Source organism: Evansella vedderi (assembly GCF_030813435.1).
Classification (GTDB): domain Bacteria; phylum Bacillota; class Bacilli; order Bacillales; family Salisediminibacteriaceae; genus Evansella; species Evansella vedderi.
The window spans coordinates 134,804-158,789 of the sequence record NZ_JAUSUG010000008.1; the positions used below are offsets into that span (position 1 = coordinate 134,804).

Annotated in this window: 25 protein-coding genes; 17 read left to right on the forward strand and 8 right to left on the reverse strand. The window is 37.3% G+C overall.

Annotation, left to right across the window (positions count from 1 at the left end):
* Positions 1 to 8: 8 nt before the first annotated feature.
* Positions 9 to 1,331 (reverse strand): branched-chain amino acid transport system II carrier protein, encoded by a 1,323-nt coding sequence (brnQ, locus tag J2S74_RS11680; RefSeq protein ID WP_307325785.1) that lies wholly within the window; start codon positions 1,329 to 1,331, stop codon positions 9 to 11.
* 459 nt (positions 1,332 to 1,790) lie between these two features.
* Here brnQ and J2S74_RS11685 point away from each other — a divergent pair, with 459 nt between their 5' ends.
* The 4 genes from J2S74_RS11685 (at position 1,791) to J2S74_RS11700 (ending at position 6,073) form a co-directional block, all read left to right on the forward strand.
* Positions 1,791 to 2,930 (forward strand): cysteine desulfurase family protein, encoded by a 1,140-nt coding sequence (locus tag J2S74_RS11685; RefSeq protein ID WP_307325787.1) that lies wholly within the window; start codon positions 1,791 to 1,793, stop codon positions 2,928 to 2,930.
* A gap of 1 nt (position 2,931) precedes the next feature.
* Entirely contained in the window at positions 2,932 to 4,140 is a 1,209-nt protein-coding gene (gene thiI / locus J2S74_RS11690; protein WP_307325789.1) for a tRNA uracil 4-sulfurtransferase ThiI, read from the forward strand.
* A gap of 95 nt (positions 4,141 to 4,235) precedes the next feature.
* Entirely contained in the window at positions 4,236 to 4,439 is a 204-nt protein-coding gene (locus J2S74_RS11695) for an alpha/beta-type small acid-soluble spore protein (RefSeq protein WP_307325791.1), read from the forward strand.
* Positions 4,440 to 4,810: 371 nt separating this feature from the next.
* Positions 4,811 to 6,073, forward strand: coding sequence for an amidohydrolase (locus J2S74_RS11700; protein ID WP_307325793.1), 1,263 nt, complete (start codon positions 4,811 to 4,813; stop codon positions 6,071 to 6,073).
* A 55-nt stretch (positions 6,074 to 6,128) separates the two neighbouring features.
* Here J2S74_RS11700 and J2S74_RS11705 read toward each other — a convergent pair whose 3' ends face one another.
* The gene (locus J2S74_RS11705; protein WP_307325795.1) at positions 6,129 to 6,926 is read right to left on the reverse strand and encodes an NAD kinase; all 798 of its coding nucleotides are present in this window, start codon (positions 6,924 to 6,926) and stop codon (positions 6,129 to 6,131) included.
* A gap of 146 nt (positions 6,927 to 7,072) precedes the next feature.
* Here J2S74_RS11705 and sppA point away from each other — a divergent pair, with 146 nt between their 5' ends.
* The 8 genes from sppA (at position 7,073) to J2S74_RS11745 (ending at position 14,131) form a co-directional block, all read left to right on the forward strand.
* The gene (gene sppA, locus J2S74_RS11710; protein WP_307325797.1) at positions 7,073 to 8,068 is read left to right on the forward strand and encodes a signal peptide peptidase SppA; all 996 of its coding nucleotides are present in this window, start codon (positions 7,073 to 7,075) and stop codon (positions 8,066 to 8,068) included.
* 10 nt (positions 8,069 to 8,078) lie between these two features.
* Positions 8,079 to 8,591 (forward strand): RDD family protein, encoded by a 513-nt coding sequence (locus J2S74_RS11715; protein ID WP_307325799.1) that lies wholly within the window; start codon positions 8,079 to 8,081, stop codon positions 8,589 to 8,591.
* Positions 8,592 to 8,680: 89 nt separating this feature from the next.
* Positions 8,681 to 9,352: a DUF2953 domain-containing protein gene (locus J2S74_RS11720; RefSeq protein WP_307325801.1), complete on the forward strand. Its 672-nt coding sequence runs from the start codon at positions 8,681 to 8,683 to the stop codon at positions 9,350 to 9,352.
* Positions 9,345 to 9,812, forward strand: a complete 468-nt coding sequence (gene ytfJ, locus J2S74_RS11725; RefSeq protein ID WP_307325802.1) for a GerW family sporulation protein — start codon at positions 9,345 to 9,347, stop codon at positions 9,810 to 9,812. Before J2S74_RS11720 ends, ytfJ begins: the two co-directional genes overlap by 8 nt.
* Before the next feature lie 138 nt (positions 9,813 to 9,950).
* Positions 9,951 to 10,451, forward strand: a complete 501-nt coding sequence (gene tpx / locus J2S74_RS11730; protein ID WP_307325803.1) for a thiol peroxidase — start codon at positions 9,951 to 9,953, stop codon at positions 10,449 to 10,451.
* Positions 10,452 to 10,589: 138 nt separating this feature from the next.
* Positions 10,590 to 11,594, forward strand: coding sequence for a class I SAM-dependent methyltransferase (locus J2S74_RS11735; protein WP_307325805.1), 1,005 nt, complete (start codon positions 10,590 to 10,592; stop codon positions 11,592 to 11,594).
* Positions 11,595 to 11,934: 340 nt separating this feature from the next.
* Positions 11,935 to 13,122: an acetate kinase gene (locus J2S74_RS11740; RefSeq protein WP_307325807.1), complete on the forward strand. Its 1,188-nt coding sequence runs from the start codon at positions 11,935 to 11,937 to the stop codon at positions 13,120 to 13,122.
* Between the two features lie 169 nt (positions 13,123 to 13,291).
* A complete protein-coding gene (locus J2S74_RS11745) occupies positions 13,292 to 14,131 on the forward strand; it encodes an EcsC family protein (RefSeq protein ID WP_307325809.1) in 840 nt (279 codons plus the stop codon).
* 238 nt (positions 14,132 to 14,369) lie between these two features.
* Here the strand turns inward: J2S74_RS11745 and J2S74_RS11750 are convergent, their stop codons facing one another.
* Positions 14,370 to 14,684 carry a hypothetical protein gene (locus J2S74_RS11750; protein ID WP_307325811.1) on the reverse strand — a complete coding sequence of 105 codons (315 nt, stop codon included), beginning with the start codon at positions 14,682 to 14,684 and terminating at the stop codon, positions 14,370 to 14,372.
* Positions 14,685 to 14,938: 254 nt separating this feature from the next.
* Here J2S74_RS11750 and J2S74_RS11755 point away from each other — a divergent pair, with 254 nt between their 5' ends.
* Positions 14,939 to 15,697: an SDR family oxidoreductase gene (locus J2S74_RS11755; RefSeq protein WP_307325815.1), complete on the forward strand. Its 759-nt coding sequence runs from the start codon at positions 14,939 to 14,941 to the stop codon at positions 15,695 to 15,697.
* 72 nt (positions 15,698 to 15,769) lie between these two features.
* Positions 15,770 to 16,147 carry a hypothetical protein gene (locus J2S74_RS11760; RefSeq protein WP_307325816.1) on the forward strand — a complete coding sequence of 126 codons (378 nt, stop codon included), beginning with the start codon at positions 15,770 to 15,772 and terminating at the stop codon, positions 16,145 to 16,147.
* Between the two features lie 479 nt (positions 16,148 to 16,626).
* Here the strand turns inward: J2S74_RS11760 and J2S74_RS11765 are convergent, their stop codons facing one another.
* Complete coding sequence (locus J2S74_RS11765) at positions 16,627 to 17,730, reverse strand: M24 family metallopeptidase (RefSeq protein ID WP_307325818.1); 1,104 nt, start codon at positions 17,728 to 17,730, stop codon at positions 16,627 to 16,629.
* Between the two features lie 190 nt (positions 17,731 to 17,920).
* On the opposite strand from J2S74_RS11765, the gene J2S74_RS11770 reads away from it, so the two are divergent.
* Positions 17,921 to 18,607 carry a metal-dependent hydrolase gene (locus J2S74_RS11770; RefSeq protein WP_307325821.1) on the forward strand — a complete coding sequence of 229 codons (687 nt, stop codon included), beginning with the start codon at positions 17,921 to 17,923 and terminating at the stop codon, positions 18,605 to 18,607.
* A 964-nt stretch (positions 18,608 to 19,571) separates the two neighbouring features.
* Positions 19,572 to 20,879 carry a CBS domain-containing protein gene (locus tag J2S74_RS11775; protein WP_307325823.1) on the forward strand — a complete coding sequence of 436 codons (1,308 nt, stop codon included), beginning with the start codon at positions 19,572 to 19,574 and terminating at the stop codon, positions 20,877 to 20,879.
* A gap of 73 nt (positions 20,880 to 20,952) precedes the next feature.
* Here the strand turns inward: J2S74_RS11775 and J2S74_RS11780 are convergent, their stop codons facing one another.
* Positions 20,953 to 21,270, reverse strand: coding sequence for a YtpI family protein (locus J2S74_RS11780; protein WP_307325826.1), 318 nt, complete (start codon positions 21,268 to 21,270; stop codon positions 20,953 to 20,955).
* 144 nt (positions 21,271 to 21,414) lie between these two features.
* On the opposite strand from J2S74_RS11780, the gene J2S74_RS11785 reads away from it, so the two are divergent.
* A complete protein-coding gene (locus J2S74_RS11785) occupies positions 21,415 to 22,353 on the forward strand; it encodes a DHH family phosphoesterase (protein WP_307325829.1) in 939 nt (312 codons plus the stop codon).
* Between the two features lie 136 nt (positions 22,354 to 22,489).
* Here J2S74_RS11785 and J2S74_RS11790 read toward each other — a convergent pair whose 3' ends face one another.
* The 3 genes from J2S74_RS11790 to ytrH form a co-directional block, all read right to left on the reverse strand.
* Positions 22,490 to 22,678 carry a YtzJ family protein gene (locus tag J2S74_RS11790; RefSeq protein WP_307325831.1) on the reverse strand — a complete coding sequence of 63 codons (189 nt, stop codon included), beginning with the start codon at positions 22,676 to 22,678 and terminating at the stop codon, positions 22,490 to 22,492.
* A 164-nt stretch (positions 22,679 to 22,842) separates the two neighbouring features.
* Complete coding sequence (gene ytrI / locus J2S74_RS11795; RefSeq protein WP_307325832.1) at positions 22,843 to 23,346, reverse strand: sporulation membrane protein YtrI; 504 nt, start codon at positions 23,344 to 23,346, stop codon at positions 22,843 to 22,845.
* Positions 23,343 to 23,681, reverse strand: coding sequence for a sporulation membrane protein YtrH (gene ytrH, locus J2S74_RS11800; protein ID WP_307325834.1), 339 nt, complete (start codon positions 23,679 to 23,681; stop codon positions 23,343 to 23,345). The genes ytrI and ytrH overlap by 4 nt, the downstream gene beginning before the upstream one ends.
* Positions 23,682 to 23,986: the final 305 nt, after the last annotated feature.

The window sequence follows — 23,986 nt, forward strand, 5'->3', positions numbered from 1 at the left end:
CCCTCTTCTTAATTTTCAGCCATTCTCCACCTGTTGGAAATGAAACCGCCGATTACCCCTCCGATAATTGCGGGGATAATCCATGCAACCCCCATACCTGCTAGAGGTAAAGGAGTGATTAATGGCTCTATATAATTCCCTAACAATGCTGTTTGACTTAGTCCATCAGGAATACTGATCAGGGCCGCTCCCAATACCGCCCCTTTAAACACTAAAGAATTTTCATGGAAAAGGTCTTTAAAAATTGTCATTATTACCAATACAATTGCCACGGGATAGAGCATTATGAGCATAGGTAGAGAAAATTGTAGAAGCTGTGTTAAACCAAGATTTGACATTAGAAAACTAAATAATGTAACTACACCGATAGAAAGGGGATAAGGAATTTTGGGTATTGTTTTTTGAACGTATTCTCCAAAGGCAGAAATTAATCCCACAGATGTGGTAAGGCATGCCATAGTTATGACAATAGATAGTAAAATTAAACCAAGAAATCCTAATAAATGTTCAGAAATCCCAGTTAAAATAACTCCACCATTGTTTTGATATCCTACAATGGAAACACTGGTTGCACCTAAGAAGGCTAGGGAAAGGTAAACTAGCATAAGACCTGTTCCTGCAATAATACCTACTTGAGTGGCCCTTTTTACTGTAGCAGCATGAGTGGTTAATCCCCGTTCTTTCATTCGTGTAATAATAACAATACCAAACACTAAGGCTCCGATAGCATCCATTGTAAAATACCCTTCTTGGAATCCTTGAAAAAAGGCAAATTGCTCATACCCTTCTATAGGTGCATTTGGTCCCCCCATTGGTTGGGAAATCCCCATAATAGTCAATAATCCGAGTATAGCAACAATAATGGGTGTAATAATTTTACCTATCCTTCCCACTAATTTCGATGGATTTAAGCTTAGCCAAAAACTAAGGCCAAAAAAGATAAGAGTAAAAAGGAATAAAAATAACGTCAGGGACCTTTCTCCAATATAAGGAAACAGTCCAATTTCAAAGGCCACAGATCCAGTTCTTGGTATACCAAATAAAGGACCAATAGCTAAATAGACTGCTAGTGGAAAGAAAATGGCAAATGTGGGCCCAACCTTTTGAGAGATTTTTTGTAAATCCCCACCTGATTTAGCAATTGCAATAATGGCTAAAATAGGCAGTCCTACACCCGTAACTAAAAAACCAATCGTTGCTATCCAGACAGACGTACCGGCTGCTTGTCCTAAAGCTGGGGGGAAGATTAAATTACCCGCCCCTAAAAACAAAGCAAACATCATTAACCCAATTGTAATGGTATCCCTTGTGGAAAAATCACGTTCATTCATTGGAAAACCCCCTCCTGATATTATTTTGTTTTCAAAGTAAATAATTATGTAGACCCCCATGGAAGTGAAATTTTGCACCATGGAGAATGAAAATAGCTATGTTTATCGTTAAGAATGAGCGAAGGTCCACGACACTCCTGCGGAAGAACGAGCAAGCCAAGACCACACAGGGCAAAGCCCGTGGGGGCTTGACAGGTCGTCTGCGGAAAGGGAGTGAAAGCATTTTGCGACGAGTAATCGCAGGAGCAGACCGTAGCGAATGACAACCAGATTCGAATTCTCAGGGTAGAACCAAAGGTAATGTAAGCATTTCGCCCTTTATGGAAACATTAATACTGATAACTAATATTGTTGATATAATCTACAATATGTTAAGATAAATTGTTGTTAGAAAGCCTAAACGCCATAGAACTTCCGATATTCTATACTTTTTATATATGAAAAAGGAGCAGCGTTCCTATGATTTATTTTGATAATAGTGCAACAACAAAACCATATAAGGAAGCCATCGATACGTATACTAAGGTAGCAATTGATTACTTTGGTAATCCATCCTCCCTCCATCCATTAGGGAAGGCAGCGGAAAGACTGTTAACACAGGGGAGAGAAGTGACGGCCAAATTACTTCATGTGAGCCCAAATGAAATCCTGTTTACGTCCGGTGGCACAGAGGGGAATAATTTAGCCATAAAAGGCACTGCAAATCTCCATAAAAAAAGGGGAAAACATCTTATAACCAGTAATATAGAACATGCTTCTACTTTAGAGACCTTTCATCAATTGGAAAAGGAAGGGTTTAAGGTTACATACATAGAGGCAGATAACAACGGTAGAATTACAAAAGATCAAGTAGCGTCAGCCCTAACGGAAGAAACGATACTTGTTTCCCTTATCCATGTAAATAATGAAGTAGGTTCGATTCAACCTATTTATGAAATTGGTCAGCTACTTTCTCGTTATCCTAAGCTTCTTTTTCATGTTGATCATGTACAGGGAGTAGGAAAGGTCCCCCTTCAATTTCATGAAGCTAAAATTGATTTATGCAGTATGTCGGCACATAAATTTCATGGACTTAAAGGATCTGGAATACTATTTGTCCGAGAGGCAGTAAGATTAACCCCTTTATTAACGGGGGGAAGTCAGGAAAGAGGGGTACGAGCAGGTACGGAAAATGTCCCAGGGGCAGCAGCCATGGTTAAAGCCCTACGCTTAGTTCTTGAACGTTCCAAAGAATTAAGCAAAATTAATAAGATAAACAAATTTATTGAATCGGAGTGTAAGAAAATTCCTGGGGTAGTCATTAATTCTCCTAAAGAAAGGGCGCCACACATTTTGAACTTATCCGTTGTTGGAGTAAAACCTGAAGTGATGGTCCAAGCATTAGGAGAAAAAGGAATATATGTATCAACCAAATCAGCATGCTCCTCTAAACAAACGGATCCAAGTAAAGTATTGTTAGCAATGGGATGCGATGAAGAAACGGCAGCGAGCGCCATACGCTTATCCTTTACGTACGACAATACAATGGAAGAAGCTGAAAAATTTGTAGAAGAATTTAACTCTATTGTAAAGATGTTAAAAAAGGTGGTAGAAAAATAAGATGATGTATGATCATATTTTAGTTCGTTACGCGGAGTTGGCACTTAAGGGAAAAAATCGTAAGGAATTTGAAAGAAAACTTCACGAAAATATAAAAAGAGCTTTAAAGGAGTTCCCGAATGTAAAGGTGCAGCGCTCCTTTGGTAGAATCTTTGTTGAACTTCATGGTACAGATGAAGAAGCAGTATCGGAGAGGTTGCAGGAGGTTTTTGGAATATATTCCTTTAGTCCTTCGTTAAAAATAGAATTAGACCAGGAAAAAATAAATAATGCTGCCTTATGGGCAGTAAAGGATGCCCTTCCGGATGAAACAGGAACTTTTAAGGTATCAGTGAAAAGGGTAAATAAAGGTTATCCCCATCGCTCCCAACAATTAAATTATGAAATTGGATCCCATGTACTCCGTAATACGAAGAATATTACAGTAAATGTCCATAATCCCGATGTTGAAGTAAGAGTAGAAATTCGGGAAGAAGCAGCATATATTCTATGCAAGACGATAAAGGGAAGTGGAGGATTACCTGTTGGTACTGCTGGGAAGGTTATGTTAATGCTTTCTGGTGGTATTGACAGTCCCGTAGCAGGATACCTTGCTTTAAAGAGGGGGGTTCGACTAGAAGCAATTCACTTTCATAGTCCTCCATTTACGAATGAAAGAGCCCGTCAAAAGGTGGAGGATTTAGCTCGTGTATTAACAAGATATGGCGGAAGTATGAAGCTTCATATTGTGCCCTTTACAGAGGCTCAAAAAGCAATACATCAGCATGTCCCAGATAAATATGAAATGACGGTAATGCGTAGATTTATGCTAAGAATTGCAGAACAAGTTGCTGTGAAAAACCAGGCCCTTGCCATAGTTAATGGAGAAAGTCTTGGTCAAGTTGCAAGCCAAACGTTAGATAGTATGTATACAATAAACGAAGTAACGAATTTTCCAATTCTTCGTCCACTAATTACAACAGATAAACTTGATGTTATTGAAATAGCTAGAAAAATTGGGACATACGATTTGTCTATCCTACCCTATGAGGATTGTTGTACCATCTTTTTGCCGCCTGAAACAAAAACAAAACCGAAAAGGGATAAAACAAACTTATATGAGCAAGATTTAGATATCGATTTCTATGTGAAAGATGCAGTAGAAAGAGTAGAAACCATACACATCAGTGCTGAGAAAAAGCTCGATGAAGAAATTCAAGACTTATTTTAGTATTATCGGATAAAATTGGCATGAAAAATCCCTTGTTCTCCATGTATTTTCTTTCGGAATGTACACATTCTATGAGTACAAGGGAGGTGAAAAACATGGCGAACAACAATAGTTCTAACCAATTATTAGTCCCTGGTGTCCAACAAGCGTTGGATCAAATGAAATATGAAATTGCTCAAGAGTTTGGTGTTCAACTTGGTGCTGACGCTACAGCTCGTGCAAACGGATCTGTAGGTGGAGAAATCACTAAGCGTCTTGTATCTATGGCTGAACAACAACTTGGTGGAACACAACAATAATAATATTAAATGGATTTAGGGATACCTCTTCACCGGGGTATCCCTTATTTTAATTATAGGTTCTTTTCAATATAGATTAATGTTTTTTGATATTCGAAGGGGTGAAAGGCGGCAACTCAAACGACGAGCACTCTTCGAAGAATACTCGACGAAGCATCGTTCTTTGAAGTGTTGCCCGCGGAACCAGGACGTGGGCTGTTATTTAGGCGTAATTGGACCGCCTGTAACGGATTCGGTATAATTTAAAAAAATAACAGCTGCTATCCTTACGATGAGTAAGACATCTTTGATTTTAGAATAGATTGTTTGTATGATAGAAATGATTGGAAATTGGTAAGAAATATAATAGCACAACTTTGGAGGAAATGTTGGTGGGATCACTGTGGTTTGGAGGTAAAATTAGAGACCGTCATATATTAGATGAGGTAACAACAGATCATCCGATTATCCTTTCAAGGGTTTGTCGTCATGCTTCAGTAACCAACTCCTATGGATTACAGTTAGCATATATTGATGCTGAGACACCTGATCCTCCTGGCGGTATAATAGTAAGGGATAATCATGGAATACCAACCGGTTATTTGCTTGATCATGCACAAGATTTAGTAAAAAACGTAATGCCGGAGCAGGATTTTACATATGTGAAGAAAGCATTAAAAACATCACTCGAAGACTTATATTCCAAAGGATTTGTAGGGGGACATACAGAAGATTTAAATTATTATGGTGACCCAATTGAAACCTTAAATTCATTCTATGAATTGATCGACGGAGAAAAGTTTAAATTTCGGACCGAGCTCCTTGTTCATCATGAAGCAGCTCCAATTATTTTAAAAATGGGAATAGATAAGATCAATAAGGATAAACCATATGTTCAATTAAATTCGGTGAAAATCTTTGCCGACGGAGCACTTGGAGGAACAACGGCCCTATTAAGTGAGCCTTATTCAGACGACCCTAGTACAAATGGTGTAGCAATCCACTCTAAAGATAATTTACAGAAGATTGTTCATAGTGCAAGAAAAATGGACATGCCTGTAGCTATCCATGTTATTGGTGATCTAGCTTTGGAATACGCCATTGAAGCCATAGAAAAATACCCGCCTCCTGCAGGAAAAAGAGATCGTTTAATACACCTACAAGTTACAAGAGACGACCTTATTCAACGGTTGAAGGAGTTGGCGGTTGTTTTGGATATTCAACCTAGATTTGTGGCAGCTGACTTTCCTTGGGTTGCTGAAAGACTAGGGAATAAAAGGTTGGATTCCTCTTTTGCATGGAAGACCTTATTAGAAGAAGGCTTAATGTGTGCCAGTGGATCTGATGCACCTATAGAGCCTGTGGATCCTTTATTAGGAATCCATGCAGCTGTAACGAGACGGAAGCCTGAGGAAAAGCACGATGGCTATATTCCCCATGAAAAACTAAGTTTATTTCAGGCCTTGCAGCTATTTACTATAGGTAGTGCAATGGCAGTTGGGAAAGAAAAGGAAATGGGGTTAATTAAAGAAGGATATAAAGCTGACTTTACCATATTAAACAAAGATTTATTCGACTTAATCCCTGACGAGTGGCTGCATGTCCATGTGGTTAAGTCGGTAGTTGATGATGAGATAATGTTTGATAAAAAATAAAAGTAAGGGGCTGTAATTTTTTAAGGTATCACCCTTAAACAACAACCCCTTATTTTTATAGAAAGCTTCGTTTTACTTTGTGGATGAACAAATTATCTTTCATTTTAATTGTCTTAATTACTTTTTCTGATAATTTAATACGTACTTCATGGGAGTGGCGAATACTTAATGCTTCATTGTCCGCCCCTATAATTGGATAATCATTGCCATCTTGGACAATTTTTAAAACTAATTCCCTTTCACCACTTAATATAAGTGGTGAACCCAAGGTACGATATTCATTGTTATTTAAAGAAGCGATTTCCGTCAGCTGCATACTTTTTAATTTTGGATCCACAATCGCACCTCGGAGTGACTTATTATAGGCAGTACTACCAGTAGGAGTAGAAACAACCATACCGTCACCACGGAATGTTTCAAAATAGATATCGTCAATGTAAACGTCTATTGCAAAAGTCTTAATAATATTGGATCGAATGGAGCATTCATTCAAACATTGAAACGATTGTACACCATCTACTGTAACTTCGATGGTTGGGTATCGCAGTACTTCAAGAGTATCTGATTGTAACCCAGCTTCTATGTGTTCTAAATCGTTAATATCAAAGTCTGTATAGAAACCAAGATGTTTATTATTTAACCCTACATAGAGACAGTCATCCCGAAAATGAGTTTTACGAATTGCTTGGAGGAATGCACCATCTCCGCCGATGCTGGCAATAATATTAGCGTCCTCCGCATTTTGGACGAGTCGGAATCCATAGCTTCTACCAAGATCCTTTAGATTGTTAATTTGATCTTCTGTAACATCTGTGTTGTTATAAAATAAAAAAACATTTTTTCGATCAGACATACTTTCTTACTTCCTTTCTTTTTCAACTTAAATATACAAGTTACGACGAAATTATCGCCTTCTTTGTGTATTCTCGATAATTTCGGTAATTCCTTCTTTATTAGTTATAAAAACAGCGAATTTCATAGAAACGGAGGCTTATATTTATGAATACAAAACGTTGGGTGGCCCTTTTTGTGGCTTTAGGTTTGTTTTTAGTATCTAGTGCTTTTTCAATGTTTACAACCGTATTTTCCACTAGTTGGGAGGAAATATTCCAAGAACGGCAATTTGAAGAAAAAATAATTGATCGAGGTAATGGTCAAGGAAAAATAGTTGTAATCCATTTAAATGGAACCATTGATAGCAGCTATGATGCTCCAAGCTTTTTCCAGTCGGTAGGCTATAATCATCGAAGCTTTTTGCAGCAATTAGATGCTGCCGCGGAGGATGGAAGTGTTCATGGAATAATTATTCGAGTTAACACTCCAGGAGGCGGTGTAGTGGAAAGTAGTGAAATACACGATAAAATAGTAGAAATACAAGAGCAATATAGAAAGCCTATCTATATTTCCATGGGGAGTATGGCAGCAAGTGGTGGTTATTACATAGCTGCACCCGCAGATAAGGTCTTTGCTAATCCACAAACCATTACCGGTTCTATTGGGGTAATTATGCAATCGTTAAATATCGCTGAATTAGCAGAGAATTTTGGAATTCGTTCTGAAGTTATAAAAAGTGGAGAGTATAAGGATATTATGTCAGTAACAAGGGAAATGACAGAGGATGAACGGCAAATACTCCAAGATATGATTGATGATTCCTATGAACAGTTTGTGGATGTCATTGAAGCTGGAAGAGAAAATTTAACTCGCCAGGACATTTACGATCTTGCTGATGGTCGTATTTACAGTGGTAAGCAGGCTTATGAATTAGGAATGATTGATGGATTAGGACATTTAGATGATGTAATTGGCATTCTGCGAGAAGATTTGGGAAGAGGAGAATTAGATGTAGTTGAATATGAGTCACATATTGGGCTTGCTTCCCTTTTCTCACTTACAGTTCAAAGAATTTTTTCCAACGAAAGTGAGCTGTTTGGTATTAAGAATTTACTGCAGCATAATCAAGGTCCTAGAATGATGTATTTATATACAGATTGAGGTGAGTTAAGTGAATGAATCGAATACTTCCTTAAATGAAGAACAGATACAAATGGACAGAGATGATTCAACCATAGACAGTAGGGAAAAACGTGTACCAGCTGGTTTTTGGATGAGGTTCTGGGCTTATATCATTGATCTTATTATTGTAGCAAGTATAAATGGTATCTTATTAACACCATTTCTTTTATGGACCAATATGGGTGAACTGACATTAGGAGTCTATTCCTTAGGAGCTTTTGTTTCCACAATAATCAGCTTTGGCTATTTCGTATTGACAACTAAAAGGTGGAATCAAACATTAGGGAAACGGATAATGGGAATAAAGGTATGTTCTGATAAAAAAGTAGGACTTAGTTGGCAAGATGTATTAATGAGAGAGGTAGTGGGAAGGTATATTCATCAATCATTAGTTATTACAAATGCTTTGTATATTATTGTTCCTTTCCATCCCCGAAAAAAAGGACTACACGACATCTTAGGTGACACACACGTAATTTTAGAGGAAAGGGAAAAAGTTTAAAAAGAATAATTTATAGCCTGTTGGATACAATTCTAACAGGTTTATTTTTCTATTTATAGGCGATAATGGGGAGTGGAAGGAGGGATATTATGAAGTACATTTTAGTAGGAATATTACTCTTATGTATGTTGCTGCCGTTATTATTTTTTATAAAAATGAAGGTATTAATTAACTATTCTCATAACGGACAAGACGATGAATTATCCCTCCAATTTAGAACGTTAGGCTTTATAAAATACTCAGTAAATTTACCTTTGCTGGCCATTGATGACGAAACACCCTCTGTTGTTTATGAGGAAAAAAGGCAAAGTGCATTAGGGGAAAAGGATATTAAGGAGAAGTTTACCCTACATAGATTTTTAGACGATTTAAAGCATTTTCATCGTTTTCTAAAACACGTGGTTGGCTTTCATACGATTCTTCGAAAATTCATGCAAAAAATGTCTATTGATAAGTTCCTTTGGGAATCAGAAATCGGTACAGGAGATGCAGCTTTGACTGGGTCTGCTTCAGGACTCCTTTGGGGGATTAAGGGTAATACTCTCGGTGTCATATCCAATTATATGAACTGGAAAACAAAGCCCCAAATTAGCGTAGTACCACAATTTCAGCAAATGTTGTTAAAAACTTCATTTGAATGCATGGTTTCCTTTAGAATCGGACATGCTATCCTTGCAGGATTAAAGGTTCTACGCCACTGGAAAAAAGGTAGAACCTTGTTCAAAAGCACAGATACAGCAGGGAGGGATATAAATGTCTGATCATCCTATTCAGGGACTAATGAAAACAGCAATGGAAAATTTAAAGGAAATGGTAGATGTAAACACCATCGTTGGTGATCCTGTAGAGACACCAGACGGAAGTGTTATTCTGCCGATTTCTAAAGTTGGCTTTGGATTTGCAGCAGGTGGAAGTGAGTTCGTTCTCGAACATACTCCGAAAACTAACACAGAAACAGAAAAAAAGCACCCTTTTGGTGGAGGTAGTGGTGGTGGTGTATCCATCACACCAATAGCATTTCTTGTAGTTAGTGGTAAGGGAGTAAACATGGTTCACTTAGATCAAAACACGCATTTATACGAAAAGCTTTTGGAATTTACACCACAAGTTGTAGACAAGATCCAGCAAATGCTGCAAACGAACCAAAAAAATAATAATCAGCAGCCAACCGGTCAGCAGCAAAGTCAACAGCCAGATATTAATATTAGAGTTGACGATTAATTTTTTGAAAAGGGTGTGTCAAAATGCCGTAATGGCTACGACACACCCTTTTCACTTTTTTGTGAGCATATAAGTTTTTTACTTTTATAACATGTGGTATTTTATGTATGTACATAATTACAAGGGAGGAGTATTTATATGGCAAATGTTACATTTAAAGGGAACCCAGTTACCTTATTAGGTAATGAAGTAAAGGTTGGGGAGAAAGCACCAGCTTTTACGGTTTTGGCTAATGATCTTTCAGAAGTTACTTTAGAGGATTCCAAGGGGAAGGTACGTCTAATTAGTGTTGTTCCTTCTATTGACACAGGAGTTTGTGAGCAGCAAACACGTAGATTTAATGAAGAAGCAGCAACCCTAGATAACGTACAAGTGTTAACGGTTAGTGTAGACCTTCCATTTGCACAAAAGCGTTGGTGTGCTGCTGAAGGCATTGAAAATTTGCAAACATTATCAGATCATCGTGATTTATCCTTTGGTAAAAACTATGGTGTGGCCATTGAAGAACTTCGCCTCTTGGCCCGCTCCATTTTTGTAGTTGATAGCTCCGATACTATTGTACATGTGGAATACGTACCAGAGGTAACGACGCATCCAGATTACGATGCTGCTTTAGAGGCAGCAAGAAAAGCAAAGTAATTAATTGTTTAGAAGGGAAAAGCTGATCGGCTAGAGCTTTTCCCTCTTTTTTTTTAACGAGGGGGTTTAAGGAATAAAGATTTTTGCTACAATAGGAAACTAGGTATAATATTGCAGTTTGTACGAGGAGTGGAGAATGTGAATACAAATACAGAGAAGCTGTTTTTTGTTATAGATAAAGGGGCGAATATCTTTCAAAACGAACTAAATATAACTTATTTGGAAGGATTGGCGCAAGTAGGGGAAGTAATATTTCAGAAAGAGGTGATTCAACCGTTAACAGAAGAAAATAAAAAAATAATTGAAGAAATGTTAGATGGTCTTGAATCACTTGAAAATATAAAGAAAGAGGAGTATCGACGTGCTATGCAATTAGGGATCCTAAAAGGAATGAAAGAGGGAACCCAACCACATCATACCATGACACCCGATACTGTAAGCTTATTTATCGGTTATCTAGTTAACAAAGTTATGTCTTACGAAAAAAAGGATAACTCTCAACCAGCAGTAATATTAGATCCAGCAGTAGGGGCTGGAAATCTATTAACTGCTGTAATGAATCAAATGAACAATAACGCACATGGTATTGGCGCGGATGCAGATGAAACGTTATTAAGTATAGCTTTTGTAAGTTCTAACCTACAGGAGCATTCCATAGATCTCCTTCATCAAGATAGTATTGCATCTCCATTTGTTAAAAATGTTGATGTGGTAGTTTCAGATCTACCGATTGGTTTATATCCCAAGGAACAAGTGGCAAAGGATTATGAACTAGCTTCCGAAGAAGGAAAGTCATTTGTACACCATTTGTTAATGGAACAATCATTTAAACACGTGAAACCAGGAGGGTTTCTTTTCTTTGTAGTACCTAATTTTCTGTTTGAATCGGAGGAAGCAAAGAATTTACATACATTTATTAAAAAAGAAGGATACATTTATTCCTTTATGCAGTTACCGAAAACAATGTTTAAAAGTAATAGTTGGGGAAAAAGTATTCTCGTGTTACGTAAAAAGAAAGCTGAAATCAATCCACCAAAGCAAGCTTTATTAGTGGAACTTCCTTCCTTTTCTAATGAAAGTGCCCTTAGTGATATGACGAAAAGAATTTCACAGTGGTTTGATGATTATTTAAGGAATGAGTAAACTAGTTCACTAAATTGTCATTAATTTAATTGGAGATATTTTAATCGCTACGAAACTGTTGGAGAACAGGATACGTGTTAGTATAACGGCAAAGACTAATGGACGACAGTATATAGCAAAATCTGTGTTATAGTTCTGTTTTAGTTTTTTTATGAAACAGTGGTTGCATTTCCTAAAATAGAGTGGTTTAATATTGTATGGTATTTATACTACAGATTTCCTTTTAGGAATAAATAGTTATTTCCATAAGTTTTAGAAATACTAACCTTATCAGTGAATTGGATAAAAAAGTATACCTTTCACGTAACTAAGATTCGAAAACAGAAGGAGCGGTTTTAGAATGTCAAAAATTATGGCTATCAACGCTGGAAGCTCATCTTTGAAATTTCAGCTTTTAAATATGCCGGACGAAACAGTACTTACGAAAGGTGTTGTTGAAAGAATAGGTCTCGACAATGCCGTTTTTACCATTGAGGTAAATGGGGAAAAAAAGAAAGAAACAACAGATATTCCAGATCACTCTGTTGCCGTAAAAATTCTCTTGGATAAATTAACTGGATATGGAATAATTGAATCCTTAAATGAAATTGATGGTATTGGACACCGTGTTGTACATGGCGGTGAGAAATTTAACGATTCAGTAGTCATAAACAAAGATGTGATAAATGGTATAGAAGAAGTATCGGAATTAGCCCCCCTTCATAATCCAGCTAACCTTGTGGGGATACGTGCCTTCCAAGAAGTACTGCCAAATGTACCTTCCGTTGCAGTCTTCGATACTGCTTTTCATCAAACGATGCCAAAAGAATCATATTTATATAGTTTACCGTACGAGTATTATAAAAAATTTGGAATTCGTAAATATGGATTCCATGGAACTTCCCATAAATATGTTTCCCAACGTGCTGCAGAAATTTTAGGAAGACCATTAGAGCATCTTCGATTAATTTCCTGCCACTTAGGAAACGGTGCAAGTATAGCAGCAATTGAAGGTGGAAAATCTATTGATACCTCCATGGGGTTCACTCCTTTAGCGGGTGTAACAATGGGTACAAGGTCAGGTAACATTGACCCAGCATTAATCCCTTACATTATGGAAAAAACAGGTTTAAGTGCGGAGGAAGTTATTCAAGTATTAAATAAAAAGAGTGGAATGTTGGCTCTTTCCGGATTTTCTAGTGACCTTCGAGATATTGAATTGTCTGCTGAAGAAGGAAATGAACGTGCTCGATTAGCATTAGAAGTCTTTACTTCAAGAATCCATAAATATATTGGTTCCTATGCTGCACGTATGCATGGGCTAGACGCAGTTATCTTTACTGCAGGTATCGGGGAAAATAGCGATGTAATCCGTGCTCAAGTTATGAAAGGACTTGAATTCATGGGTATCTACTGGGATCCATCCTTAAATAAGGTAAGGGGGAAAGAGGCGTTTATTAATTACCCTCATTCTCCAGTAAAAGTAATGATTATTCCAACGAATGAAGAAGTAATGATCGCCAGAGATACTATTCGTTTAACACAATAGAACAATTAATTAGAGGGTGTATCAAAGGAGAGGTTTTAACCTTTCGATACACCCTTTTTATAGTAAAAAATGATAGGATTAAGGACGAGTTGTGGTGAATATCTAATTAAAAGAGAGGACTTTTAGTTGGAATTTTATTTTGTAAATTTCTTGGGAAGGGGGTTGTCTCATGTCATGGACAGAAAGGGAAAGACAGGTTTTCAGTGATATTAAAAGCTGGGAAAATCTCCATTTTTATGGAAAAGGCACCGATTTTTCGAGAACTTATCAAAAAATGGTTAACGCAGGCTTTCAAACCTTTGGAAGTGATTGGAACCGTCGAATGCTGAAACGACTCGACGATTTCTTATTTCACCTACAGGCTATCGTTCAACAAGGACGTTTTGATAAACAAGTGAGGGACAATTTATTTTCTCAGGGAAGGATTTTCCGTTCGGATATTCATACCATCGAGGATATGAAAAAACTATCTATTGATCAGCTCCGCTTTATTGCAAAAAAACAATTGGCACGACAAAGGCTTGTGGCATTAGGGCAAGGTGGGTTAACTGGATTAGGGGGAGTAATATTTACCTTAAGTGACTTACCTCTCATGCTTGCAATAAACTTACGAACAGTTCAATTAATGGCGTTAACATATGGATATGATTTGAGAAAACCATACGAGATGATGTACGTATTAAAAGTTTTTCACGCTATCTCTCTTCCACATCCCCTTCAAAAAGATGCTTGGGATCAATTGTTTGATGAGATGAAGGAAACGGATGAAGATTGGATCTTTTACGAGGGAGATGACGATATTACTAGCCAAGGTTGGTTACAGCAGCCATTAAATCAAATATTAAAGCTTTTTATCGTTATGTTTGCACGTAGAAAATTAGTTCAAGGCATTCCGGTTTTCGGTATTGCTGCAGGAGCTTCCTTTAATTATCAGTTCGCTAGACATATTACAGATGCTTCCCATGCATTTTATCAAAAACGTTGGTTGATTGAGAAGGAAATGAGGTAAAGGGGGACTCAAACTCCCATGACCTTATAGACATTACGATAAATGAAAACTATTTTGGATGCACGCTAAATTTGGAAGTTGATTTACGCTTCAGCCTCCTCGGGAAAAAACTGTGTCTCTTCCTCTACTAGCAAAGCTTCGCTTCGAAGCTTTGCTAGTAGAGGAAGAGACAGCTCGTGCCTTGCGCTATTAAAACATAGTTTTCGCCATCTTTTATCATTACATATGGAACTGTTTTTTAAGAATGAACTTTAACTTCCACATGTTCTCCGGTTCTGTACCAGATCCATAGATCATTGATAATGGATGCTAATTCTGCTATTTGAGAATTAATCTTACAGCTTTGATAAAATTCATCCTCTTCATTTAATTGTTCTTGTAAATAATTTATCTTTACTTCTAATTCTTTAATTCTGTCTGGAATGTCTCCGCGAATTTCTTCCCATTTTTCTAATATATGTGCTTGAGTTTCTGGACTTAAATATTCCCACTCCACATCTAATTCAGGAACGGAAATTCCAAGGCGGGAATTGTAGTTGAAATGAACAGTCAACGATGAAAACCTCCAAAACTTCTTAATTTATTTCGCTTCTTTAAAACATCAGAGCAAAATCGATACTATACTTCCATTATAACAAATTTATTGAATTGTAACAGGTTTGTCATTTATATGTGGTGGCATAATAGGGAACGATAACATAATACAAATAAACAATGGATACATATAAATAATCATAATTTTTTACATGATGAACATTTCAAAAGTATAATAGATTTAGAATTATTTTATGTTAAAGGAGTGGTCCGGTGCGACATGCATTGATCACAGCAGGTTCAAAGGGATTAGGTAAAAAAGTAACGGAACAATTGCTGAAAGACGGATTTTCGGTAACCATTCACTATCATAGCGACTTGAATGCAGTTAAACAGTTAAAGGAAGAGTGGAAAAGTGAAATAGACCGTATTCAATTCCTTCAAGGGGATGTAACCAAAATGGAGGACCTAATCCGTATCGTTCACGAATGTTTAAACAAATGGGGTAGGATAGATGTATTAGTCATGAATGCGGGGCCTTATATATTTGAAAGAAAGAAGTTGGCTGATTATAGTAAGGAAGAATGGAACGAAATGGTAGATGGAAACTTAAACTCCGCCTTTTATTTACTCAAAGAAATCATACCTGTAATGCGAAAGCAAAAATACGGACGGATAATTACATATGGATTCCAAGGGGCCGATCATTCGACGGGGTGGCTTCACCGATCTGCCTTTGCAGCTGCTAAGGTCGGTCTTGTTTCCCTAACTAAAACCATTTCTCTTGAAGAAGCGGAAAATGGAATAACAGCAAATGTTATTTGTCCAGGAAAAATTACAGGGGAAATGAAGGAAGCAACAATTGATGAGGCAAAAACGATAATAGATAAAGATACTCCAATTGGCAGGCCTGGTACCGGTGAGGATATTGCTCGAACAGTAAGTTTTCTTACAAGTGAAAATGCAGATATGATTACAGGCGCTGTTATTGAGATCACTGGAGGAGCAGATGTCATTCATCGTTATCGTTAATAGTCTTTTTCTGTAAACAAGTATATTTCTTTAAATATCACCTCAAACTGTGAAAAAAGAGGTGATTTTCTTTTGAAAAAAATACTATTATTGATTGTTATTATAGGGTTTTTATTTACATCTCCCATTGATGTAAAAGGAAACGAATTTTCCTGGTACTCCCATAAAATATTAAAGGTAACGATAGTAACGGAAGATATATACTATGAATGGGAATATGAAAATCCAGATTCCTTTGAATACGAAGAAGGGAATACAATCGTACGGGAACAAGAAGCAAAGGAGTCCTTTAAACAAATTCTAACCTACTTTGACTTAACGAGAGATACTATAACAAATGAACAAATAAGCTCTCTTGAAAAAAATGGCTATGAATCAATAGTTAGGGCAGTCGTTAAACGAGTGGATAGAAATGATCATTTTCAAACGTGGATATGGAATAGGAATTAGGCTCTTTTGGTGATAGGCATTTTATCGTATAGGAAGTATTGCTTGGATCCGCCACATACGGACGCTTTCCACTACTCCAAGCTTTTAAATTGCAACAAAGTCTACGAAAAAAGAGGCTGGGACATAACTAAAGTGTTTAATAGGAAGTAAGAACAATGCACTACCTTAGCGGAGGAGATATACGTAGACTCCTCGAAAATGTTAGCACATTTTCTTCGTGCGTGGGCAATCTCAAGGATGTGTAATCAGTGTCCTGCGGGAGCAGAGGCAGAGGTGAGACCCCACAGTGCGGGAGCCAGGATGGCGACATTACGCCGTTGCCCACAGGACGTGGGCTGCCTTTAGGCGTAATTGGAGGAGGCTCACCAGCCGCCCGCGGAAAGCGAAGTATATTTCCGAAGCGGGTAGATTGCACCTACATCTAGTTTGTTAGGATTTCTTATTAGTAAAAATACTCTTGTCCCAGTCTCCTTTTTTATTTATTTCGTTGGTACGATTGTTAATTCTTTTGGAAATTTTGTTAAGGTTTTGAATCCTTGCTCTGTTATCAACACATCATCCTCAATGCGAACCCCTAGTTTGTTCGGAAGGTAGATACCAGGTTCAATTGTAAAAGTCATACCAGGTTGTAACGGGGAATCGTTTGTTTCATTGAATGATGGGTATTCATGAACCTCTATCCCTAACCCATGACCAATCCTGTGTGGGAAGTAGTCTCCGTAACCGTGACCCGAAATGATTTGCCGTGCCGCTAGGTCTAGCTGAGAAATTGGTTCTCCCGGTCTGCAAGCTTGTAATGCCCTCTCCTGAGCCTTTAAAACAATTTCATATACCTCTTGTTCCTCTTTCTTTACATGATCAAAAAATACGGTTCTAGTAATATCTGAACAGTAGCCTTTCAAAACAACACCTAAATCAAAAAGGACCGCATCTCCTTTTTTTAACGTTCTGCTTCCAGGGCTTCCATGGGGATCGCCAGCTTTTTCACCAAATAAAACCATTGTTGAAAAAGACATTTCCCGAATCCCTTTCTTTTTCAATTCAAATTCTATAGTTGCAAGGACCTCCATCTCAGAGATCCCTTCTTTCAAGGCGTTAATACCAACCTCTACTCCGAAATCAGCGAGCTTTGCTGCTTCCTGAAGAATCGTGATTTCTCCTTCACTTTTAATAATTCGTTGAGATAAAATAGCATGGTCCACTTCCACCAATTCAACAGTTGGGAAGGTTTTTTCAATTTTTTTCACCCGTTCCCAAGAAATACCCTGTTCTACAGCAAGTTTTGAAATGTGTAAATTTCTCTTTTTACAAGCGTTTTGGATTTTTTTCCAAGGATCTTCTGTATCGTTATAGCCAATAATGTCGCCTTCCTTATAAATGTTCTCTATCTGGTTCACTTCCATCCCAGGACACACAATGAAAGATTTAGCCTGTGGAAAAAGAAATTTTGCCAAAAGCCTTTCGTGAGGATCTGCATCGAATCCGGTTAGATAAAAGACGTTTGGTCTTGATTGACAAATAATTCCGTCAATATGATTTTCATGCATCCAATCCTTTAGTGCCTTGCTCCGTTGTTGAATCATTATGTAACCTCCTCCATATCTTCTAAGCCCATCTTACCAATATGTCCATTAACAATCTATAATAATAGGCAGTTTTATCAAAAGATGTGAAAAAAAATTATATTTAATAGTTAAATTTTTAATGAATAAGAAGGATTTTGGGCGGGTATCAAGTAAATAGAAGAGTAGTAAAGGAAAAGGAGAGGGTATTATGAAAGTTTCTTATCATGGTCATTCTGTAGTTAAAATTGAGGTGAATGGAGCAAATGTCTTTATTGATCCTTTTATTACGGGAAATGGTACAACAGATTTAGAGACTGGAAAAGTAAAAGCAGATTTTATTCTTTTAACACATGGTCATAACGATCATGTGGGAGATACGGTTGAATTGGCAAAGGCCAATAAATCTTTAGTAGTAGCACCATTTGAATTAGCAACCTATTTGGGATGGAAAGGTGTTAACACACACCCGATGCATATTGGTGGAGCTCATAAATTTTCTTTTGGAACAGTTAAATTTACACAAGCCTTCCATGGTTCCTCCTTTACGGAAGAGGAGAATAAGAATATAGTTTACACAGGTATGCCTGCGGGGATTCTATTTAAAGCAGAGGGAAAAACAATTTATCATGCTGGAGATACCGCTTTATTCTCTGATATGAAATTAATCGGGGAATTAAATGATATTGATTTAGCGTTTTTACCAATCGGAGATAACTTTACCATGGGGCCTGAGGATGCTGCATTAGCTGCCCAGTGGTTAAAAGCCAAAAAGGTAGTTCCAATTCATTACAATACTTTCCCTGTTATTGAACAAGACCCTAGTGCCTTCGTGGAAAAAGTGACAGGATCAACGGAAGGGATAGTCATGAATCCAGGAGACAGTTTAACATTATAGAGCCTGATCAAACTCCCATGTTTTTGTAGACACCACGATAAATGAAAATTGTTTGGCTGTGCTAAATTTAGAAGTTGATTTACGCTTCAGCCTCCTCGGGAAAAAACTGTGTCTCTTCCTCTGCTCCTGCGATTACTCGTCGCAAAACATTTGCTAGCTTCGCTTTGGAGCTACATCCAAGAGTCATCGTAAACGATGACGCTCCGAGACAACTCGAAGCTTACTCAAGTGGCATCACGCGTGATGCCTCTCTGAAGTAACGCTCGTCCCTGCGGTGTGTCTTCAGCCGTTGCTTTTCCCGTTAGAAAATTCGTTACTTCGTCGAATATACATCGATTTGTCTCGACGCATACGCTACAAAGCTAAGCTTGTAGAGGAAGAGACAGGCTGCCTTGCGCTTCAATCAACTTCGTTTGAAATTTAACGATGGTATTAAAAACATAGCTTTGATACAAAAGGGAGCCTCCCAGTTTGAACAGACTTAAATTAGCTAGTTTATAAGTCCCAAGGGTAATTACGATGCCCTTGGGCTTTTACTTTTGTCATATTAAATTCAATAGGCTGTTTTCTAACAGTAAGTTGTTTTAAAGAGAATATAAGCTTGGATACGCTTCAGGCGGACCAATTACGCCTAAAGGCAGCCCACGTCCTTCGTCTGCAATTACTCGACACAAACTACTCGAGGAAGCGTTTCAGGTCCCGCTTGTGGGCAACGGCGTAATGTCACCGTCCTGGTTCCGTCGAGACAACTCGAAGCATACTCGTAAAGTAAACGCTCGTCGCTGGAGTCGCCGCCTTCCGCTTCTCCAGCTCCTAAATAAAGAAAGTTTACGAAAACAATGTCCTCACTAGCAACTGTTTTATGAATATTCTTGATGTATACCTCGTGTAAGTCTATAATTGTAGTAGTACAGATAACGGGAATAATATAGAACAGATATTTAAACAAAGGAAGTGGCGCTCGATGACAAAGCACGAGCAAATATTACAGCACATTCGATCCCTAGATGTCGGTAACAAAATTTCCGTAAGACAAATAGCAAAGGCATTGAATGTGAGTGAAGGAACTGCTTACAGAGCAATTAAGGATGCAGAAAACCAAGGAATTGTCAGTACGATCGAACGGGTAGGTACAATTAGAATTGAAAAGAAACAAAAGGATAATATTGAACGGTTAACCTATGCAGAAATCGTCAATATTGTTGATGGACAAGTTCTAGGGGGCAGAAATGGATTATATAAGACACTAACCAAATTTGTTATTGGTGCCATGAAAGCAGAAGCGATGATGCGTTATGTAGAAGCAGGTAACCTACTTATTGTTGGGAACAGAGAACAAGTCCATAAGCTTGCCCTAGAAGAAGGCTCTGCTGTATTAATTACAGGGGGGTTTGATACTAGTGAAGACGTTAAACAACTGGCAGATAGTTTAGAGCTTCCCATCATCTCCACAACATACGATACATTTACAGTGGCCGCAATGATAAACCGAGCAATTTATGATCAATTAATAAAAAAGGAAATTGTTCTTGTGGAAGATATTTTAATTTCATTAGAGGACACGAGCTATTTAACCACTTCTCATACGGTAGAAAAGTGGCATGAATTAAACAATAAAACAGGACATAGTCGTTATCCAATTGTAGATGATGATTTAAAAATACAAGGAATTGTTACGGCAAAAGATGTAATGGGGGTTAGCCCATTCGTTGAAGTGGAGAAAGTAATGACTAAACATCCTATTACAGTAACTCCTCAAACCTCCGTAGCCTCTGCTGCACATATGATGGTTTGGGAGGGGATTGAGCTTTTACCAGTTATTGGGAGTAACAAAAAGTTAGTCGGAATAATCAGTCGCCAGGATGTATTAAAGGCATTACAAATGCTGCAACGTCAGCCCCATGTAGGAGAAACCATCGAGGATTTAGTAACAAGGCATTTTGAGGACGTATCGACCTCACAGGATTATTGCTTTGAACTAGAGGTTAACCCACAAATGACAAATCACCTAGGGACGATATCCTACGGTGTTATTACAACGATTGTGACAGAAGCGGGAAGCCGTGTATTAAGAAAATATAAAAAAGGCGACCTAGTAGTGGAAAATATTACGCTGTTTTTCATAAAGCCAGTACAAATAGAAAGTAAGATTAGAATACTACCGAAGGTACTTGAAGTGGGGAGGAAGTTTGGTAAGGTAGATGTGGAAATATTCCACGAAGGTCAAATTGTAGGAAAAGCTATGTTAATGGCGCAGTTAATTGACAGGTAATTTGGGTAAACTAAAAGGAACAGCTGCAGCTTTCAAAGCACACTGTTCCTTTTTTAAACTTCCTTAATGAAAATTAATTTTCTGTTTCTGCCTTTTTCATTTCTTCCACTTCTTTTCTGGCTAACGGCAAAAACCTTCGATAATCCCTTGTACCTAAAATCACGTTAACCAGGCCGAAGGAAACGAATAGAACTGCTACAATGGCAGCAATTTGCGAACCAAGACTATTATAAGCATTGATTCCAAAGGATATAAAGAATAAACCAACGGCAATACTGCCTTTTGAAGAATACCATCGTTTCTCCATAAACCCTGCAGCTTTTGCTTGCTGAACTTTATAATAGACAAATAATACTAGTGATACGACAATAATAACAAGTGTTATTGGCATGGCTTGACTCCTTACATTTAAAGTGGGCTAAAAAAATCATTCCAATAGTAAATTAGCATAATTAAAGGAAAAAGTCCAAGTTCTGTCTGTTTACCTGTCAACTTAACATTCTATTTGAACAATGTAACATAAGGAGAAGTAAGAATGAAGGATATAATATTTGAAAAAATTAAACAATATGATTCTATTATCATTCACCGTCATGTTAGGCCAGACCCGGATGCATTAGGTTCCCAGGGAGGTCTAAAGGAAGTAATTAAAGGACATTTCCCTGATAAAAAAGTGTACATAGTAGGGGAAAGAGATGATTCCCTAAGTTTTTTAGTGGAGATGGATGAGGTAGGGGATGCAGTATTCCAAAGGTCATTAATTATTGTTTGTGATACAGCTAACCGTGAGAGAATAGATGATGAAAGGTATGAAAAAGGGGATTTTTTAATCAAAATAGACCATCACCCTGAAGTGGATGAATATGGCGATATAGCCTGGGTAGATGAAACAGCAAGTTCAACAAGTGAAATGATTTGCGAACTATTTTTAGAATTTGAGAAGGATGGGGCGGAGCTATCGGATGAGGCAGCTCGCTTATTATATGCTGGTATTGTTGGCGATACAGGTCGCTTCCGATTTCCAAACACAACGGAACAAACCTTCCATTGGGCTGGGAAGTTAATAAGAAAAGAGTTTTCCCGACCTGAGTTGTACGATAAATTGTATGAAAAATCATTGCCATTAACCCGTTTGGAGGGTTATGTTCTATCTAACTTTGAATTAAGGCCATCAGGGGCTGGTGTCATTTATTTGACTAAGGATAAACTAAAAGAATTTGGAGTAACCTCTAAGGAAGCAGCTAATATTGTTAATACTTTTTCCACTCTAAAGGGTATTAAAGCATGGGTATTTTTTGTGGAAGAAGAGGATCTAATTCGAGTTCGTCTTCGGTCAAAGGGACCTGAAATACACCATCTTGCTGGACGGTATAATGGTGGAGGTCATCCAATGGCATCAGGAGCTCATGTTTTGTCATGGGAAGAAACGAAGGAAGTACTACGGGATTTGGATGAGCTTTGTGCAAATTTTTAATTATACATTATAAAAGGACTGTCAAAGTTTACGAAATTTACATTAGGATTAGAATTTTCCAGTCTATCCAAAACAAAAAAGATTGTCCGGACCAGGACAATCTTTTTTAAGATATTCAGCACCATGAAAAAACTGATTATACTTTATCTACTGGTATAAACCAAGATCCTAAAGAACTGGTATCTTCAATTACTTCAATTCCTAAATTGTTTAACTCTTTTTTGATTAAATGGGAAATTGCCTCTGTTTCGGTGTAAGCAGAATAACCAGATTGAATGGCCTTTACTTTTTCCATTGCCAATTTACTACGACTTATTACAAACATCTGTTTAGCCTCCTTTTCATCAAAATTTATTTTATCAAAATGAGACTAATTTATAAAATGACTTGTTTCCAAACGTCAACTTAGGTATATCTATTATACCTTTTATTATAAGAAAAACCAATAAATTAACAATTTTTTCAAATTTTAAAGCCTAATGTAGTATTTTATTCCGCTGCTTCTATTCGGACATTTATCTCAAGAGATGTATCAATTATTAATTGTTCTATCTTTAAGTGAAACCGTTTGCTATTAATTAAAAACGCTTTGTTCTCAACAGCCTTAATTAACAATTCTTTCGAGTTTCTTACTGTCTCAATATTTTTATTTCTTAGATCTTCTAATTCATTAGTTATATTACTACGAATATCATGAAGGGTTAATTCACTTAACTTAACATCCTTTTCGTTTACAAAATTGATTGTAATGTCCTGAACGGTTAAACTCTTTTGAATTTGTTCATTTTTTTCAGCTTGATCTTTTTGTAAGCTTTCTATTTTATTCTCTTGTGTTTCAATGGTTGTCTTTTGCTTATTAATTTCCATCACTAATTTTTCATGGACTAATCCAAAGTGATAAAGAAAAAACAGCCATCCAAATAACATTCCTAATATAAACCCGGCAAAAAAGCGCTGCCAGCTTTTGTCATTATATAAAGGAGGGATTCTCATCCAGCTCCCTCCTGTGTGATCCATTGAATTAATACAGTACCAGTATGGGCACCACTTAAAGCAGAAAATATCATCATCAACGTTCTAAATATATCTGCATGGGTACCTTCGAAAATACCCCTTTCCAAACTAGAAATAGCATCAAAGGTTCCCCCGATAGCAGCAACTAAAGCCCAAATCTTTAAACTTGATGCTAAGTCGTACATAATGGATAAGGGAGGTTTACCAATTAAGTAAGCCCCTATCCCCCCAATAATAGTTCCACCAATAATAACACCAAATGCAACAAAATAGTCAATGACTAAGGTTGCCAGGAAATCTTTATCCATGTCCATGCTCCTCCTTCTGACTTACCTCTTTGTACATTTTTATGGACAAAGGTCAGAAGATATGCGAAAGACTATTTCTTTATTAAAAATAATTTTTAAAATCAAACTAAATCAACAAAAGCAAAAAGCAGGAATTACTTTTAAATACTTTTCCAAAATGCTATAATTCTCAATGAAAAGAACATGTGTTTCCGTTTCGAAAGTATATAAAAGGCTGTTTCCGCAGACTTTGTTGTTCGTTGAAAAGCTTGGAAAAGCGAAAGGCGGTGACTCCAGCGTTGCCCGCGGAAATTGTCCGCCTGGAGCGGATT

Excerpts from the sequence above, each read along its gene's own strand:
- J2S74_RS11790 (WP_307325831.1), bottom strand. The coding sequence starts at position 22,678 with ATGTTTGTAATAAGTCGTAGTAAATTGGCAATGGAAAAAGTAAAGGCC.
- J2S74_RS11745 (WP_307325809.1), top strand. The coding sequence starts at position 13,292 with ATGTCATGGACAGAAAGGGAAAGACAGGTTTTCAGTGATATTAAAAGC.
- J2S74_RS11770 (WP_307325821.1), top strand. The coding sequence starts at position 17,921 with ATGAAAGTTTCTTATCATGGTCATTCTGTAGTTAAAATTGAGGTGAAT.
- J2S74_RS11785 (WP_307325829.1), top strand. The coding sequence starts at position 21,415 with ATGAAGGATATAATATTTGAAAAAATTAAACAATATGATTCTATTATC.
- J2S74_RS11740 (WP_307325807.1), top strand. The coding sequence starts at position 11,935 with ATGTCAAAAATTATGGCTATCAACGCTGGAAGCTCATCTTTGAAATTT.
- J2S74_RS11780 (WP_307325826.1), bottom strand. The coding sequence starts at position 21,270 with ATGCCAATAACACTTGTTATTATTGTCGTATCACTAGTATTATTTGTC.
- J2S74_RS11775 (WP_307325823.1), top strand. The coding sequence starts at position 19,572 with ATGACAAAGCACGAGCAAATATTACAGCACATTCGATCCCTAGATGTC.
- tpx (WP_307325803.1), top strand. The coding sequence starts at position 9,951 with ATGGCAAATGTTACATTTAAAGGGAACCCAGTTACCTTATTAGGTAAT.
- ytrH (WP_307325834.1), bottom strand. The coding sequence starts at position 23,681 with ATGGACATGGATAAAGATTTCCTGGCAACCTTAGTCATTGACTATTTT.
- sppA (WP_307325797.1), top strand. The coding sequence starts at position 7,073 with ATGAATACAAAACGTTGGGTGGCCCTTTTTGTGGCTTTAGGTTTGTTT.
- J2S74_RS11685 (WP_307325787.1), top strand. The coding sequence starts at position 1,791 with ATGATTTATTTTGATAATAGTGCAACAACAAAACCATATAAGGAAGCC.
- ytrI (WP_307325832.1), bottom strand. The coding sequence starts at position 23,346 with ATGAGAATCCCTCCTTTATATAATGACAAAAGCTGGCAGCGCTTTTTT.
- brnQ (WP_307325785.1), bottom strand. The coding sequence starts at position 1,331 with ATGAATGAACGTGATTTTTCCACAAGGGATACCATTACAATTGGGTTA.
- ytfJ (WP_307325802.1), top strand. The coding sequence starts at position 9,345 with ATGTCTGATCATCCTATTCAGGGACTAATGAAAACAGCAATGGAAAAT.
- J2S74_RS11695 (WP_307325791.1), top strand. The coding sequence starts at position 4,236 with ATGGCGAACAACAATAGTTCTAACCAATTATTAGTCCCTGGTGTCCAA.
- J2S74_RS11765 (WP_307325818.1), bottom strand. The coding sequence starts at position 17,730 with ATGATTCAACAACGGAGCAAGGCACTAAAGGATTGGATGCATGAAAAT.
- thiI (WP_307325789.1), top strand. The coding sequence starts at position 2,932 with ATGATGTATGATCATATTTTAGTTCGTTACGCGGAGTTGGCACTTAAG.
- J2S74_RS11720 (WP_307325801.1), top strand. The coding sequence starts at position 8,681 with ATGAAGTACATTTTAGTAGGAATATTACTCTTATGTATGTTGCTGCCG.
- J2S74_RS11705 (WP_307325795.1), bottom strand. The coding sequence starts at position 6,926 with ATGTCTGATCGAAAAAATGTTTTTTTATTTTATAACAACACAGATGTT.